The organism is Proteocatella sp. QWL-06, from assembly GCF_058684135.1.
The window spans coordinates 1,805,155-1,821,188 of record NZ_CM178755.1 but is presented as its reverse complement, the minus strand read 5'-3'; the positions used below and the strand labels follow the sequence as shown (position 1 = coordinate 1,821,188).

At 41.0% G+C, this 16,034-nt stretch carries 13 protein-coding genes; 10 read left to right on the top strand and 3 right to left on the bottom strand.

Annotated features, from left to right (window positions below; all coding sequences use genetic code 11):
* Positions 1-51: 51 nt before the first annotated feature.
* Positions 52-1,257 carry an aspartate kinase gene (locus tag AC4PGZ_RS08640; protein WP_492158238.1) on the bottom strand — a complete coding sequence of 402 codons (1,206 nt, stop codon included), beginning with the start codon at positions 1,255-1,257 and terminating at the stop codon, positions 52-54.
* A 175-nt stretch (positions 1,258-1,432) separates the two neighbouring features.
* On the bottom strand, positions 1,433-2,176 hold the full coding sequence (locus AC4PGZ_RS08635) for a peptidylprolyl isomerase (protein ID WP_492158237.1): 744 nt from the start codon (positions 2,174-2,176) through the stop codon (positions 1,433-1,435).
* Between the two features lie 311 nt (positions 2,177-2,487).
* On the opposite strand from AC4PGZ_RS08635, the gene typA reads away from it, so the two are divergent.
* The 8 genes from typA (at position 2,488) to ftsH (ending at position 11,603) form a co-directional block, all read left to right on the top strand.
* A complete protein-coding gene (typA, locus tag AC4PGZ_RS08630) occupies positions 2,488-4,311 on the top strand; it encodes a translational GTPase TypA (RefSeq protein ID WP_492158236.1) in 1,824 nt (607 codons plus the stop codon).
* A 206-nt stretch (positions 4,312-4,517) separates the two neighbouring features.
* Positions 4,518-4,763, top strand: a complete 246-nt coding sequence (locus AC4PGZ_RS08625; protein ID WP_492158235.1) for a Veg family protein — start codon at positions 4,518-4,520, stop codon at positions 4,761-4,763.
* Positions 4,764-4,890: 127 nt separating this feature from the next.
* Positions 4,891-5,775: a 4-(cytidine 5'-diphospho)-2-C-methyl-D-erythritol kinase gene (ispE, locus tag AC4PGZ_RS08620; RefSeq protein WP_492158234.1), complete on the top strand. Its 885-nt coding sequence runs from the start codon at positions 4,891-4,893 to the stop codon at positions 5,773-5,775.
* 27 nt (positions 5,776-5,802) lie between these two features.
* A complete protein-coding gene (locus AC4PGZ_RS08615) occupies positions 5,803-6,843 on the top strand; it encodes a D-alanine--D-alanine ligase family protein (protein ID WP_492158233.1) in 1,041 nt (346 codons plus the stop codon).
* 12 nt (positions 6,844-6,855) lie between these two features.
* Entirely contained in the window at positions 6,856-7,671 is an 816-nt protein-coding gene (murI, locus tag AC4PGZ_RS08610; RefSeq protein ID WP_492158232.1) for a glutamate racemase, read from the top strand.
* A 66-nt stretch (positions 7,672-7,737) separates the two neighbouring features.
* Positions 7,738-8,160 (top strand): YwiB family protein, encoded by a 423-nt coding sequence (locus tag AC4PGZ_RS08605; RefSeq protein ID WP_492158231.1) that lies wholly within the window; start codon positions 7,738-7,740, stop codon positions 8,158-8,160.
* Between the two features lie 27 nt (positions 8,161-8,187).
* The gene (tilS, locus tag AC4PGZ_RS08600; RefSeq protein WP_492158230.1) at positions 8,188-9,615 is read left to right on the top strand and encodes a tRNA lysidine(34) synthetase TilS; all 1,428 of its coding nucleotides are present in this window, start codon (positions 8,188-8,190) and stop codon (positions 9,613-9,615) included.
* A complete protein-coding gene (ftsH, locus tag AC4PGZ_RS08595; protein WP_492158229.1) occupies positions 9,612-11,603 on the top strand; it encodes an ATP-dependent zinc metalloprotease FtsH in 1,992 nt (663 codons plus the stop codon). Before tilS ends, ftsH begins: the two co-directional genes overlap by 4 nt.
* Positions 11,604-12,187: 584 nt before the next feature.
* On the opposite strand, the gene AC4PGZ_RS08590 is transcribed toward ftsH, so the two are convergent.
* Positions 12,188-13,486 (bottom strand): IS110 family RNA-guided transposase, encoded by a 1,299-nt coding sequence (locus AC4PGZ_RS08590; protein WP_492157849.1) that lies wholly within the window; start codon positions 13,484-13,486, stop codon positions 12,188-12,190.
* Positions 13,487-13,881: 395 nt separating this feature from the next.
* Here AC4PGZ_RS08590 and AC4PGZ_RS08585 point away from each other — a divergent pair, with 395 nt between their 5' ends.
* Positions 13,882-14,232 (top strand): hypothetical protein, encoded by a 351-nt coding sequence (locus tag AC4PGZ_RS08585; protein ID WP_492158228.1) that lies wholly within the window; start codon positions 13,882-13,884, stop codon positions 14,230-14,232.
* A gap of 148 nt (positions 14,233-14,380) precedes the next feature.
* On the top strand, positions 14,381-15,652 hold the full coding sequence (locus tag AC4PGZ_RS08580; protein ID WP_492158227.1) for an IS1380 family transposase: 1,272 nt from the start codon (positions 14,381-14,383) through the stop codon (positions 15,650-15,652).
* Positions 15,653-16,034: the final 382 nt, after the last annotated feature.

Here is a 16,034-nt window from a genome sequence, read left to right as displayed (position 1 = left end):
GTTTTGGCCACTGCATCTCTTTTCTGCATTATAGGGTAAGTATGGTGTCTTCTAATCAAAAAACTGGTCATGGATTGCCTGTATTGCCCTGTCGGCATCCTTCTTGTCAATAAGCACCGATATCTTTATTTCGGATGAGGATATCATCTGGATGTTTATGTCAGAGTTTGAAAGCGCCTCAAACATTCCGGCTGCTATGCCTGCGTTGTTTATCATACCTGTGCCTACCAGTGAAATCTTGGCTACATCTTCATTTACGGAGACCTCGCTGAAGCCCAGAACCGGCTTGAGCTCATCAAGAGCCTTGACGGCAGCATCGACATTTCCCTTTGCTATGGTAAAGCTGATGTCACGGTTTCCGTTTCTTCCTGTCGACTGAAGTATCATATCCACGCTTATCTTCTTGTTTGCGATCAGAGAAAAAACCTTGAATGCTATGCCTGGGATGTCTCTGACATCTATAAGCTCTATTACTGCAACATCATCATCTTTTGCTATTCCTCTTACCAACATCTTTTCCATCTGGTCATTCTCCTTTACTATTGTCCCTGGCTGTCCTGAAAAGCTTGATAAGACCTCCAGGTTGACATTATATCTTTTTGCAAGCTCAACTGAGCGGTTGTGAAGTACCTGGGCTCCCATTGTTGCGAGCTCCAGCATTTCGTCATATGAAATATGATCGAGCTTTTTTGCGTTCTTTATCTTTCGTGGATCTGCCGTATATACCCCGTCTACATCTGTGTATATCTGGCAAAGGTCCGCACGAAGCTGAGCTGCGAGAGCTACTGCGGTAGTGTCGCTGCCTCCTCTTCCGAGCGTAGTTATGTCATACGATTTGTTTATACCCTGGAATCCGGCGACTATAACTATTTTTCTATTTGAAAGCTCTTCCTGAATTCTCGTATTTGTAAGGCTTTTTATTCTTGCCGAAGAATGATTTGAGTCTGTCCTCAGGCCCATCTGCCAGCCCGTCAGTGAGACGACTGGAAATCCAAGCGACTGTATCGCCATGGCAAGCAGGGATATGGAAATCTGTTCGCCTGTTGACAGCAGCATGTCCATCTCGCGCGTGGTAGGGTTTCTGTTTATTTCGGAAGCTTTGGCCAGCAGCTCGTCGGTTGTGTCGCCCTGCGCTGAAACTACGACTATTACGTCGTTTCCATCTGAAAAAGTTCTGGTTGCAATGCCTGCAACGTTAAAAATCCTGTCTCTGTCGGCGACGGAGCTGCCGCCGAATTTCTGTACTATTAAGCTCATAATCTGCACCTCTGATCTGATTTGGAATAATATGTCCGCAATGGAAACACATATGTATTCCTGTGACTAATACATATTATCACAGCTCCAAAAATAAATCAATACAGAATAAAAAAGCATAGCCAGGTTTCTCCGGGCCATGCTTTTAAAGGTTTCGCTTTTATTGTGCTGGTTATTACATTTTCTCTACAGCGTATTTTGTTCTGAGCTCATCTATATGAGTGAAGTAAGCTTCATTCTGCTTCTGAGCTGTAAGGTTCTGTATTATGTTTGGAAGAACTTCTTCGAAAGAATGCTGCTGATCTTCCTTCTTTTCTGTAAGCTTTATTATGTGGTATCCGAACTGAGTCTTCACAGGCTCTGAAACCTGGCCTACCTCAAGTGCATATGCAGCTTCTTCGAACTCAGGAACCATCTGTCCCTTGCTGAAGAAGTTAAGGTCTCCTCCGTTAACACCTGAAGGGCATGTTGAGTTGTCTATTGCAAGCTCTTCAAAGCTCTCGCCTGACTGTATCTTTGCATAAAGCTCAGCTGCTTTTTCTTCCTCTGCTACAAGTATGTGGCTTGCTCTTATCTGAGCTGGTGTGACAAAAAGATTTGGGTTTGCCTTGTAGAATTCTTCAGCCTCTCCGTCTGAAACAGAAACTGACTCAAGTATCTTTCTTACTGAATACTGAGAAATGAAGTTTTCCTTAAGCTTTGCAAATTCTTCTGCAAAATCATCATTTTCTTCAAATTTGTTTTCTACAGCTTCGCAAAGAAGAAGCTTTTGATTTATTATTTCTTCAAGAAGTCTCTGTTCTCCTTCTGGTCCTATGAACTGAGATGCAACCTGAGGATTCAGGCTCTTGAGCATGAAAGAAAGCTCCGCTTCCGTAACCTCGTAATTTCCAACTTTAGCTAATACTTTGTTTTCCATTTTATTCTCCTTGGGTTTTTATTAAATAAAGGCAGATACAGGCTGTATCCAGCTGTTTCTGTGGCCAATATCCATTAATGCCGGTGACATGATTGTGTCACTATATATATGTTACCAAATAACAGTGACTTTTTCCATAGCTAAAGTTAAATTATTTTGGAAATAGCAGATAGTTCAAGTGAATAAATGGGCATATATTAAAAAAAGATTAGTAATATGGATACAGTTGTGGTATAATACATAAGTTATAGCAAATTAGAATGACAAAATTTGTAAATATATATTTTAAATTTAAAAAAGGATGTGTAACTTTGAGTAGTAGAAATGATATCAGAAACGTTGCTATTATAGCGCACGTTGACCACGGTAAGACAACTCTTGTAGATTCTCTTCTGAAGCAGAGCAATATTTTCAGACAGAACCAGGAAGTGAATGAGAGAGTAATGGATTCAAATGATCTTGAGAGAGAGAGAGGAATAACGATTCTTTCCAAGAACACAGCGGTAATGTATGGAGATACGAAGATCAACATCGTAGATACTCCGGGCCATGCCGATTTTGGAGGAGAAGTTGAACGTATTCTCAAGATGGTTGACGGGGTTGTGCTTGTAGTTGACGCTTTTGAAGGACCTATGCCTCAGACTAAGTTCGTTCTTAAAAAGGCACTTGAACTTGAGCTGCCTGCAATTATATGCGTAAACAAGGTTGACAGACCTGAATCAAGACCTATGGAGGTTGTGGATGAGGTTCTCGAGCTTTTCATGGAGCTTGACGCAAATGAGATCCAGCTTGATTCTCCGTTTATATTCGCATCTGCAAGAGCAGGAAAAGCAGGAATTGAGCCAGATCAGCTCAAAGATAACATGCATGACCTTTTTGAAAAGATAGTGGAGCATATACCGGCACCTGTAGGAGATCTTGAAGGAACTCCACAGATACTGATATCGACTATAGATTACAACGAGTATGTAGGAAGAATCGGAGTTGGAAAGGTTCAAAGAGGAACCATCAAGACTGGAAATGAAATGTATGTCGTAAACTACGCTGATCCTGAAATAGGATACAAGGCAAGAATCGGCAAGGTCTATGACTATATAGGGCTTAACAGGGTAGAGGTTGAATCTGCTGATGTAGGAAACATAATCGCGATAGCGGGTATAGAAAATATCAATATAGGCGATACTATTACAGACATCAACACAAAAGAGGCGCTTCCTTTCGTAAAGATATCTGAGCCTACTATAGCAATGACATTCAGTATAAATGACAGTCCTTTTGCAGGAAGAGAAGGAAAATTCGTAACTTCAAGGCAGCTTAGAGACAGGCTTATGAAGGAGCTTAAGACTAACGTTGCGCTGAGGGTTGAAGAAACGGATACAGCAGATACGTTCAAAGTATCCGGAAGAGGGGAGCTTCACCTTACGATTCTTATGGAAACAATGAGAAGAGAAGGCTATGAGTTCCAGGTTTCAAAGCCGGAAGTTCTGTTCAAGAGAGACGAAAAAGGAAACCTTCTTGAGCCGATAGAGAGAGTTATTATCGACGTGCCAAATGACTTCATGGGACCGGTAATGGAAAAACTGGGATCAAGAAAAGGCGAAATGGTCAACATGACTCAGTCAAAAGGAATTTACGTAAGACTTGAATTCCTTATACCGACAAGAGGTCTTATAGGATACAGATCAGAATTCATGACTGACACAAAGGGAAATGGAATACTGAATACCCTGTTTGAAAACTATGAGCCTTATAAAGGTGATATAATCACGAGAAACATAGGATCACTTGTTGCCTGGGAAACAGGAACAGCAGTGGCTTACGGTCTTTTCAATGCTCAGGACAGAGGAATCCTGTTTATCGACGCAGGACAGGAAGTATACCAGGGAATGATAGTAGGCCAGAATGCAAAGGCCGGAGACATAGATGTAAATATATGCAAGAGAAAACAGGCTACAAACATGAGAGCATCTGGCTCTGATGAGTCGCTTAAGCTTTCTCCTCCTAAGAGGATGTCGCTTGAGGAGACGATAGAGTTCATTGAGGATGATGAGCTTGTAGAGATCACTCCAAAATCAATAAGAATCAGAAAGAAGATTCTTGATAAGAACATGAGAGCGAAAAGCAGAAACAAATAATACTGACATATAGTTTCAGATAATGGAACTGCCCTTTGCAGATAAGGGCAGTTTTTTTGTGAAAATTTCTGGTCCTGGAAATAAAAATGCAAATGCTGGAAATAAGTATTGACATATAGTTGAAATTGATATAAAATAAAAATTTATGTCTTGACATATACCCCGTATTATGGTAATATAAACATAGAACATTGAGGGGGTGTAAAATGAATAAGGCACTTACTACAGAGGACATAAAAAAAGGGATAGGCAAATACGTAGGTAAAAAGATAGTCGTAAAGGCTAACAAAGGAAGAAAGAAGATAGTTACAAGATCTGGCTTACTCGAAGCTACTTATCCCAGCATATTCATAGTAAGATACGGCATTGATGATGAAGTCATCAGCAGGGTATCATACAGTTATTCAGACATACTGACGTCAAACGTACAGATTAAATTGATCAGAGATTAGATACAGTCACTATTCAGGTTATTACACTGGATAGTGATTTTTTACGTTTAATGATATTAATCTATAGAAAAATGAGTGAAGTAATAGTATAATAGAATATCTAATAGAAATTTGAAAGAGGAAGCATATGAACAGCATAAATATCACGGCCAGAGCAAAGATAAATCTTTCGCTTGAAGTAAAGGGAAAGCGCTCAGACGGCTATCATCTTCTGTCCATGGTTATGCAGACAGTAGATATAAGTGACAGGATAAAGATATCAGAAAACAGGACCGGAAGGATAAACATAGCAGGAAACACTGACAGGATTCCTTTTGACGCAAGAAACATAGGTTTCAGGGCGGCGGTAAGATTTCTCAGGGAAATCAGGTCCGGCAGGGGATATGATATATTCATCGAAAAAAACATACCTTCAGGAGCCGGAATGGGAGGAGGCAGTGCAGATGCTGCCGCGGTGCTCTCCGGACTGAATTACATGAACCAGGAGCCGCTCAGCATGAACAGGCTCATGGAACTCGGACTTGAGCTTGGAGCAGATGTGCCATTCTGCCTCGCAGGAGGTACAAGGCTGGCAGAAGGGATAGGAGAAAAGTTCACTCAGCTGAGAGATCTTGACCTCAACCTTCTCATAGTAAAGCCTGACTGGGGGATATCTACTTCTCAGGTGTTCAGGAGGCTTAATCTGGACAGTATTTCCGGAAATCCTGATAACGAAAAGCTTGTAAAGGCGATAAATGAAAATGACAGGCAGGGTATATATGCCAATATGGGAAATGCGCTTTATGAGACGAGCCTCGCGTTCGTACCCGAGATGAAAAACATAATATCAAAGCTGTACTCAGACTTCAGATGTCCGAAGGCGATGATGACCGGGAGCGGATCCACGGTGTTTGGAATATTTGAGGATGCAGAAGACCTGAAAAAGGCGCATGCTTATTTCTCAGAAATCTACAGGGATGTCTACATCACAAGGACGGTCAGGGAATCGATTTTGATAGATGAGGCAAAATAATCTAACTCACAGGAAACAGGTGAAAATATGAAAATAGGAATATTATTTGGCGGAAAATCCGCAGAGCATGAAGTGTCATGCATATCTGCAAATTCTATATACAGCAACATCGACAGAGAAAAATACGAGGTCTATCTAATAGGAATAACTAAAGAAGGCAAGTTCAGGCATTTTACTGGAAGTCCTGACATGATGCTGGACTGCACATGGGAAAGCGCAGTATCAGAAAACCGGGTGGATATACTTGGCAACGACAATCCTGCAGGAATATACGGACCGGAGATGTCTGTAGAGCTCGACTGCATATTCCCTGTGCTTCACGGACCATACGGCGAGGATGGAAGGCTCCAGGGGATACTTGACTACTCAGGAATACCTTATGTAGGCTGCGGAATGATGAGCTCTGCGCTCTGCATGGACAAGATCTACACCAAGCAGCTGCTGAATGCTGCAGGCGTAAAGCAGAGCAGTTACAGCGTAGTAAGAAAGAACCATGACATGAAGAGCGTGAAGGACGATCTTGAAGGCTTCAGCTATCCGCTGTTCGTAAAACCCGCAAACATGGGCTCCAGCGTGGGGATAACCAAGGTTAAGAATGAAAGCGAGCTCGAATCTGCAATCGAAGTGGCGCTCAGGTATGATTCCAAGGTCCTGGTAGAAGAAGGGGTCGACGCCAGAGAAATCGAAGTCTCCGTACTCGGGAATGACGATGAGATATCGGTGTCCACGCCGGGAGAGATCATAGTAAACGATGATTTTTATGACTATGAAACAAAATATATAAAGAGCACCTCGACTCTTCAGATACCAGCTGAGATAACTGAGGCTCAGGCAAAGGAAATAAGAAGCACCGCAGAGGCAGCGTACAGGGCTCTGGGATGCAGAGGTCTTTCCAGAGTGGACTTTTTCATAGACAAGAAGGATGGAAGCATAATACTCAACGAGATAAACACTATGCCAGGATTCACTAAGATCAGCATGTACCCAAAACTCATGGCTTATGACGGCATTCCATACAAAGAGCTGATAACAAGGCTGATAGAGCTTTCATTCAGGGACAGACAGTAAGGGAGAAAATGAATGCAGGACATGAGAAATAAAGCTATAGGAGTATTTGATTCCGGGCTTGGGGGCCTTACGGTGCTCAAAGAGATATCCAAGGTTCTCCCTAATGAGAACATAGTATACTTCGGAGACACGGCAAGGGTTCCATATGGAACAAGGTCTTCTGAGACAGTAACAAAATATACTTTTCAGTCAATAAATTTCCTTCTGGAAAATGACATAAAGGCAATAGTCATAGCATGCAACACAGCAAGTGCAAGAAGCCTCGAAAAAGCGCAGGAAAGATACAATATCCCTATAATAGGGGTGATAAAGCCTGGCGCAAAAAGAGCCGTAATAAGCACTAGAAACAACAAGATAGGCGTCATAGGGACTGAAGGCACAGTGTTTTCAAAGGCCTATGAGATGGAAATACACAGAATTGTAAGCAGCATAGAGGTATACGCAAAGCCATGCTCGCTTTTTGTACCGATAGTGGAAGAGGGCTGGGCAGATACTGAGGTTGCTCTTCTTACTGCGAAAGAGTACCTCAGCGCATTCAACGGGACCGACATAGATACCCTGGTACTTGGATGCACCCACTATCCAATACTTGCAGGCACTATAAAGAAGATCACGGGAAACCGTATAAAGCTTGTAAATCCCGCAGAAGAGACTGCGCTTGATCTCAAGAAGCTGCTTGAAGAAAAGGATCTGATAAACCATCAGACAGACAGGCCTGAGTACAGATATTTTGTATCCGACATGCCAGAGAGATTCATGAACATAGGTCAGAATTTCATACAGAAACCATTCGACAACATTTCCGTGGTCGAGATACAAAAATATTGATTATTGTTGATAAAAAGGCATTTTTTTGATATGATATATTTGAATAATTGAAAACAGGTGAAAAATTTGAAAGAAATTGTAATTAAAATAAAAACAGTTCAATATGATAATGCGACAAAGATGTCAGATGTCATTGAACTCACGACAGAGGCGAAATACTTCAAAAAGAACAGCAGTCACTACCTGATTTACGAAGAGAGCGAGCTTTCGGGCCTTGAGGATACTACTACAAAGATCAAGATGACAGGCAGCAAGGTTGAGCTCAAGCGAATAGGCAAGCATGATTCTGAAATGGTTTTTGAAAAGGACAGAAGATTCGAGAGCCTGATGACTACTCCGATGGGAAACATTCCTCTGGAGATACTGACAAACCGCATTTCCTTCAGTCAGCAGGACGAACCATTCAACCTTGATCTTGAAGTAGAGTACAGCATATCTCTCAAGGGACTGTTTCAGGGGAAAAACGTTATGAAGATCGAAGTGATCTAAAGTAACTCGAAAAGGAGATGGAACCTGGTGGTAGAGAACAAGGTCATAGAAACTGTAAGACGTGAAGGTCTGATAGAAAAGGGCGACAGGGTTATAGTGGCGCTATCCGGAGGACCGGATTCGGTATGCCTTATACACATACTCAGCAAGATAAGCAAAGAATACGGATTTACCATATATGCTGCACACTTCAATCACCAGATAAGAGGCCTGGCAGCTCACAGGGATGCGCTTTATTCAATGGAGCTGTGCGATTCGCTGGGAATAAGATGCTTTCTAAAATCCGTGGATGTTCCATCCTATGCAAAAGAAAAAAAGCTCACAATGGAAGAAGCAGCGAGGATCCTCAGATATGAGATGCTTTTCCAGCTCAAGAAGGAAACCGGCTCTGACAAGATAGCCGTTGCCCACAACCTGGACGATCAGGCTGAGACGGTAATGATGAGAATAATGAGAGGTACGGGTCTAAACGGACTCAAGGGAATGGACTACAGAAGGCCGGACGGCATAATACGCCCGCTGATGGACGTGCTGAAGGCTGACATAGAGAAATACTGCAAAGACAACCAGCTTGAGCCGAGGATAGACCATACCAACCTCGAAGATGAATACACGAGAAACAAGATCAGGATACACCTGCTGCCTTATATCGAAAAGGAGTACGCATCGAACATAAAGGAGATACTCTCAAGAATGGCAAACAGCCTCAGGGAGGACAGCCAGTATATAGAAAGCACAGCCGATGAGATATACGAAAGAGTCTCTTCTGTAATTGACAGAGACACAGTGAGGATAGACCTAGATCTGATTGAATCAGAGGACATATCCATTACAAAGCGGATACTGAGAAACGCATACAGGCAGATAGAGGGAAGCTATAACGGACTGGAGACAGTCCACCTCGATGACATACTCGATCTCATACAGAGTTCGAGGAAGGAAGCGAGGATAAATCTCCCAAAAGGCATAATCGCAGACAGAAAGGCAAGCTATCTTTATATTACGAGAAACGAGATAAAGACAGAGCTTATTGAATACGAGATTGAGATTCCAATAAACAGCTCGATAATTATAGAAGAACTGGGTATAAAAGTGGAGGCGCAGAAAATTTCCAAGGAGAAATCCAAGCTGTTTTCCACAGGAAACTGTACAAAATCATTTGATGTTGAAAAAATATCAGGAAAGCTTACAATAAGAAACCGAAGAAACGGAGACAAGATAAAGCCTCTTGGACTCGGCGGGACAAAGAAGGTCAAGGATATACTCATTGACAGCAAGGTTCCTCTTGAAAAAAGAAACAGCGTACCAGTGATATGCGATGAAGAGAAGATCCTCTGGCTTGCAGGCTACTGCATGAGCGATGAGGCAAAGATCTCGGATTCTACGAAGGACGTTGTGAGAATCAGCATCAAGAACATTAAAATCAATGATCCACAAGGAGGAGCAGGAATTTGAAAAAATTATTTAAAGGGGCGACGTTCTATATACTGTTATTCGTCTTAATAGTATCAATGATAAATCTCCTGGGAAGCCCGGCACAGGAAGTTCAGCAGCTGTCGTTCTCTGAGTTTTACACAAAGCTTCAGAGCGAGCAGATAACTGAACTCACAATAATGGAAAACAAGGTTACAGGAAAGCTGAAGAAGGATAATGCAGAATTCAGCACACTCATACCTTATGCCATTAACAATGACAAGCTCACAGAAATCATTCTTGCTCAGACAGAGACGGGAGCCCTGAAGGTAACAGGACAGGATCCTCCACAGCCGTCATGGGTAATCAGCATGCTTCCTACGCTGCTGATGCTGCTTGTAATGGTGGGCGTATGGTATATGTTCATGCAGCAGTCACAGGGCGGAGGCTCCAAGGTGATGGGCTTTGGAAAATCAAAGGCCAAGGTTCACAAGGAAGAAGGAACCCCGAAGATATCCTTCAAGGATGTAGCGGGACTGGATGAAGAAAAAGAAGAACTTGAAGAAATAGTGGACTTCCTCAAAAGGCCACAGAAATATATCGAGCTTGGTGCAAGAATACCAAAAGGAGTTCTCCTTGTGGGACCTCCGGGAACAGGTAAGACTTATCTGAGCAAGGCAGTTGCCGGAGAAGCCGGAGTGCCTTTTTATTCGATATCAGGATCTGACTTCGTAGAGATGTTCGTAGGAGTAGGAGCATCTAGAGTAAGAGACCTTTTCGAGCAGGCAAAGAAAACTGCGCCGAGCATAATATTCATAGACGAGATAGATGCAGTCGGAAGGCGAAGAGGAGCAGGACTCGGAGGCGGACACGACGAGAGAGAGCAGACGCTTAATCAGCTGCTCGTAGAAATGGACGGATTCGGACTGAATGAAGGAATAATCATTATGGCAGCGACCAACAGGCCTGATATACTGGACCCGGCGCTTCTGAGACCGGGAAGATTCGACAGGCAGGTAATGGTTGGGGCACCGGACGTAAAAGGAAGAGAAGCCATACTGAAGGTACACTCAAAGAACAAGCCTCTTGCTGAAGACGTTGACCTAAAGCATGTCGCAAAAGGAACGCCAGGGTTTACGCCGGCTGACCTTGAAAACCTCATGAACGAGGCTGCGCTGCTTACAGTAAGGAAAAAGAAGCACAAGATAAACAATCAGACGATAGAAGAAGCAATCACGAAGGTAATCGCAGGAGTTGCAAAGACTTCAAGAGTAATCAGCGAGAAGGAAAGAAGGCTGACGGCTTATCACGAGGCAGGCCACGCGGTAGTCGCTACAATGCTTCCATATACAGATCCGGTCCACCAGGTTACTATAGTGCCTAGAGGAAGAGCCGGAGGATTCACGATGATACTTCCGGAAGAAGACAAGTACTACATGACAAAGACTGAGCTCAAGGAGCACATGGTACATCTTCTTGGAGGAAGGGTTGCAGAAAAGCTTGTACTTGGAGATATATCAACAGGCGCGAGCAATGACCTTGAAAGAGTAGCTCAGATAGCAAGAGGAATGGTAACAAAATATGCGATGAGCGACAGGCTCGGAGCCATGGCATTCGTAGATCCTTCCGAAGAGGTATTCCTTGGCAAAGACTTTGCGACAAAGAGAAACTACTCAGAAGAGGTAGCTTCGATAATAGATGAAGAAATCAAGATGCTCGTAGACGAGGCTTATGATACTACAATGAAGTTGCTTGAGGAAAACATTGAAAAGCTTCACCTTGTAGCAAAAGCACTTCTCAAGTATGAGACTCTCGATGCCAAGAACTATCTCAAGGCATTCAATGGAGAGCTTGATCTCAGCGATGAGGAACCAGTTCTTGAGAGCGGAGAGCCAGAAGAAAAGGAAGAATCAGATGAGCAGGCGCAAGCAGCTGAATCCTCAGAGACTTCTGATGAGACGGCTCAGGATACAGACGCTTCTGAAGATACAGAAACTAAAACTAAAACTGAAGAGAATCCTGAAGAATAACAAGAAAATTTTTAGGAAAATTACAGAGGCAGGCTGGATTTATTTCCAGCCTGCCTTTAAATGTGCGCCCAGCATGGGCGCAATCTCAAGGGTTAAAGTCCCAAGTCTGCCCCGGTAGTGGGAAAGACATAGCTGAACACCAAGGGTGTCCATCGCGAGGTGGAATCTGAAGGAAGGTGTAGGCAAATCTCTGGTCTGACGAACAGAAATCACATCAGGCTACAGTTAAGGATAAGGCTGCATTACAAGTCAAAGTCCAATAACTACCCGGGATTAACTGTAGTAAATGTGGCAGATATATGGAGAGGAAGATTGCGCTCTTACCTGGGGAGGTCTCATGGACATAACGGGGCAATAGAACATTTTGCAGTTATGGTTGAAACAAGATTTATCATGAGAAGTCAGCAGAGGTCATAGTACCAATTCAGTTGCAAATGAATCGGGAAGGACTGAACTTTAGACCAGCTAGTAATTGTCAATGATTTTTGATAAAAATTCATTTATGGTTTTATGGTACTACAAATAGGCCAAAAAAATATTCGAATTTTGAATGGCCTGACTTTTAAATGGTTCGTATTCAGCCGTTAGGCTACTTGCAGATATTGATTTTCAACATACATCTTACAGTGTAGCTCAGGGTGACGAATTTCATATGACTTTTGATTCTTTAATATGGAAAATATATAACCCAATAATTTTTTCATGACAGCAACAATGCCTACCTTCTTGCTCTTACCATTCATATTTTCTTTGTAATAGTTAAGAAGTACGCTGTTTGTTGCAAGACCATTTCGTTTGCTTCTAACCGAAGCAAGAGCGACAGCGTAAAGAGCTCTTCGGCCCGTGCGTGTTCCTCTTTTAGAAATATGATTATTGGAGCCTTTGAATTTTCCGGATTCATTTACCGAAGGATCAAGTCCGAAAAATGCAACCAGCTTTTTTGATTTTGCAAAATTTTTAAAATCACCAATTTCACTTATAATTGTTATAGCAGTTACTTCACCTATACCAGGTATTGATTGAAGCAACTCAATATTTTTAAGAATATCAGTCGGTATTCTGCCACTTGAAAGCAGATTTTTGATTTCGCAGAGAAGTAAATCTATTTGAGTTTCAAAGTTCTCTATAATGCTTATATTAGCTTTCAACTTAACAAACAGACTATCTGATGATACTCCAGTGATAAGGGATTCTTTTGCGGCAGCAAACAGAAGAGCATATTTGTTTTCAGCGTATTTCATGCCTTTCCTGGAAAGTTTCAACAGAAGGTTTATGATTTCAGTTTTGTCAGCTGAAAGTATATCGTCGGGTCTTGGATACTGCTTCAATATCTGTAAAGATGATTTTGATGTAGTATCAGAAAAAATATTTAAATAGCCAGGGAAAATTATTCTTAATTCATTAGATAATTTTTTCTTGAATGTAGACTTGGTATCGGTAAGCTTGTAATATTCACGACAAAGTGATTTCAATGTATACAGCTCTTTATCAAAGTTATTGGATACCTTGATATTTTGGAATTTGCATATTTTAGCAATAGCAAGTGCATCTTGTTTATCATTTTTCACTTTTCTAATATCGAAATTTTTGTTAGAATTAGTGATAAGAGGATTGATAGTGAACACATCAAACTTATTATCATTTAAAAAGTGGAAAAGAGATATATGATACACGCCAGTGGATTCCATGAAGGAGGCAACCTTCATGTCATATTTTTCTTCCACTTTTTTTATTTCAGAAGCTAAATATTCAAATCCATCCAAAGTATGATTTATCCTGAATGATTTCCTGTATACCTCACCGTCAGGTGCCAAAATGGCAACCATTGAAAATTCTGCGGCAACATCGATTCCTACAACTGGTCTATTAATATATTTGTTCATTTCCAGTATCTCCTTATTTAATATATTGAGATAGAATTAGAGATTCCACCTTCTATCAGCAACTCTACAACCTTGTTTGTGACACGGATAATTCCCTTCGGGAAATCCAACCAGCTAAACATAGAATTTTTACTGATGGAATGATACGCTAATTTGCGGGTATGGGATACTGTGATCCTCCCAGGAGGTGTACATCTATCCTCTATTCAATAAAGATTATACTACATTTGGCAAAGTTGAATTTTCAAAAAGGAATAAATTTTATATAATATATTCAATAATCCGCCAGGATTTGAAATATATACAAAAAAATTAGTAGTTCGTAATGTTCGGGTTTTATTAGTTGAATTAAAACCATAAATTACTAACTACATTATACAAGGAGGTGTGAGTAAATGAATGTAACTAAGAATGAATTTAAGGACAGACAACTTCATACTGAGGGCTATCTGCAAAGGGCATCTGCGGAACAGAAAGAAAATGCAGAAGTGTCCAATCATTCGAGGATTGCTGAAAACAACGACACCATCACATGTATTCAGACGGATAAACTTATGGAACAGATATTACACCCGGATAACCTTAACAAGGCATACAAAAGGGTAAAGTCTAACAAAGGCGCAGGCGGTGTTGATGGGATGAGCGTGGATGAACTTCTAACGTTTCTCAAAGACAACAAAAAGCAACTTGTACAGAAGTTAATGGAACCTAGATTCTACGTGCAATCTACTCATATAACCCTTTAAGCAAGTATTTATAATCGTTAAGCCAAAACCATTCTTTCACCCAATGGGTGAAAGAAAATTGCAGCAAATTAACATCTATTTGTATGTTTTTTGTCTTGTTTGATGGGTAAAAATGTAACAAATAGAGGTGTTGTGAAGGAGATGGCTTATGATAAATAAAATCGAGTTTAAGGCTAAAAATCTTACCTCAAATGCAGGACTTTTTCTGATGCTAGAGAACACTAAAAATAACGGCATTTTTGAGATGATTGAAAATGACCTCACTTTTGAAAGCGCTTCTGTAAACAAGATTAAAATGAATCATGTTAAAACCATGCTCTCTGGTCATTTTATAGGCATAGATAAGCTCGAACGTTTAAAACTTTTAAAGAATGATCCCCTTGTTCGTGAATTCGATATTTCTGTTAAAGAGCCTGAAACCGTGTCGCGTTTTTTAAGCAACTTCAGCTTCAAAACGACGCAAATGTTCAGAGAAATCAACTTCAAAGTGTTTAAAAAGCTACTTTCTAAAAGTGGATTGACATCCATCACTATTGATATCGATAGCAGTGTCATTAATGTAGAAGGCCACCAAGAAGGCGCTACTAAAGGTTACAATCCTAAAAAGCTGGGCAATCGATGCTACAATGTCCAGTTTGCCTTTTGTGATGAACTCAAAGCCTATGTCACTGGTTTTGTTAGAAGTGGTAATGCATACACCGCAAATGGTGCTGCTGAACTGATTAAAGAGATTGTTGCCACTCTTAAAGCTCAAAACTTGGAAATCTTTTTCCGTATGGATAGTGGCTACTTCGATGAAGAAATCATTGAAACAATCGAGTCTCTTGGTTGCAAATACTTAATTAAAGCTAAAGCTTATGCAACACTTGTCTCCCAAGTGACCGCTTCCTCTGCTGTGTTTCTTAAAGGTATAGACGTCAGAGAAACCGCTGAGCTGCTTATAAAATTGGATAAGTGGAAGAAAAAAAGAAGATTTGTCGTGTCTCGCGTTCTGAAACCCGAAAAAGAAAGAGCTCAGTTAAGCCTGTTAGAAGGTTCAGAGTACGACTATTTTTTCTTTGTCACCAATACAGACCTAGAGTCAGAAGCGGTGGTTCTCTCCTATGAAAAGCGTGGCAATGCTGAAAACTATATCAAAGAAGCAAAATACGACATGTCAGTAGGCCACTTGCTTTTGAAATCATTCTGGGCAAATGAAGCAGTATTCCAAATGATGATGCTTTCATACAATCTGTTTTTACTCTTCAAATTTGACTACTTGGATGTGTCTGAATATAGGCAGCAGATAAAGACATTTCGCTTGAAATACGTTTTTCTTGCGGCCAAAATTATCAAAACAGCTAGGTCTGTGATTATGAAGCTCTCAAGCAAATATCCTTATCAAGAGGTGTATAAAAAATGTATCTGCTTAGAGTCGTAACGATTGATAAATTGGCGCTTGAATCGCTTGAATGAATCGAGTGGTTTATTAATTGAACCTAGAATTGTGATATTTGCAACTTAATTGAGAATAATGGGTATATCTTATTCAAATGTGTTGAGGAAGGGGGGTGAATAATGTTAAAATGTAGGAGTAACTACTTGAATTCTTCGTAGGTTCAGCGAAAATATCGATTTTTAATGGTTTTCGTAAAACGACGTAGAATTTAGGTCTTATTCAAATGTGTTGAGGAAGGGGGGTGAATAATGTTAAAATGTAGGAGTAACTACTTGAATTCTTCGTAGGTTCAGCGAAAATATCGATTTTTAATGGTTTTCGTAAAACGACGTAGAATTTAGGTAAAAAATAAGGGATTCTCAGG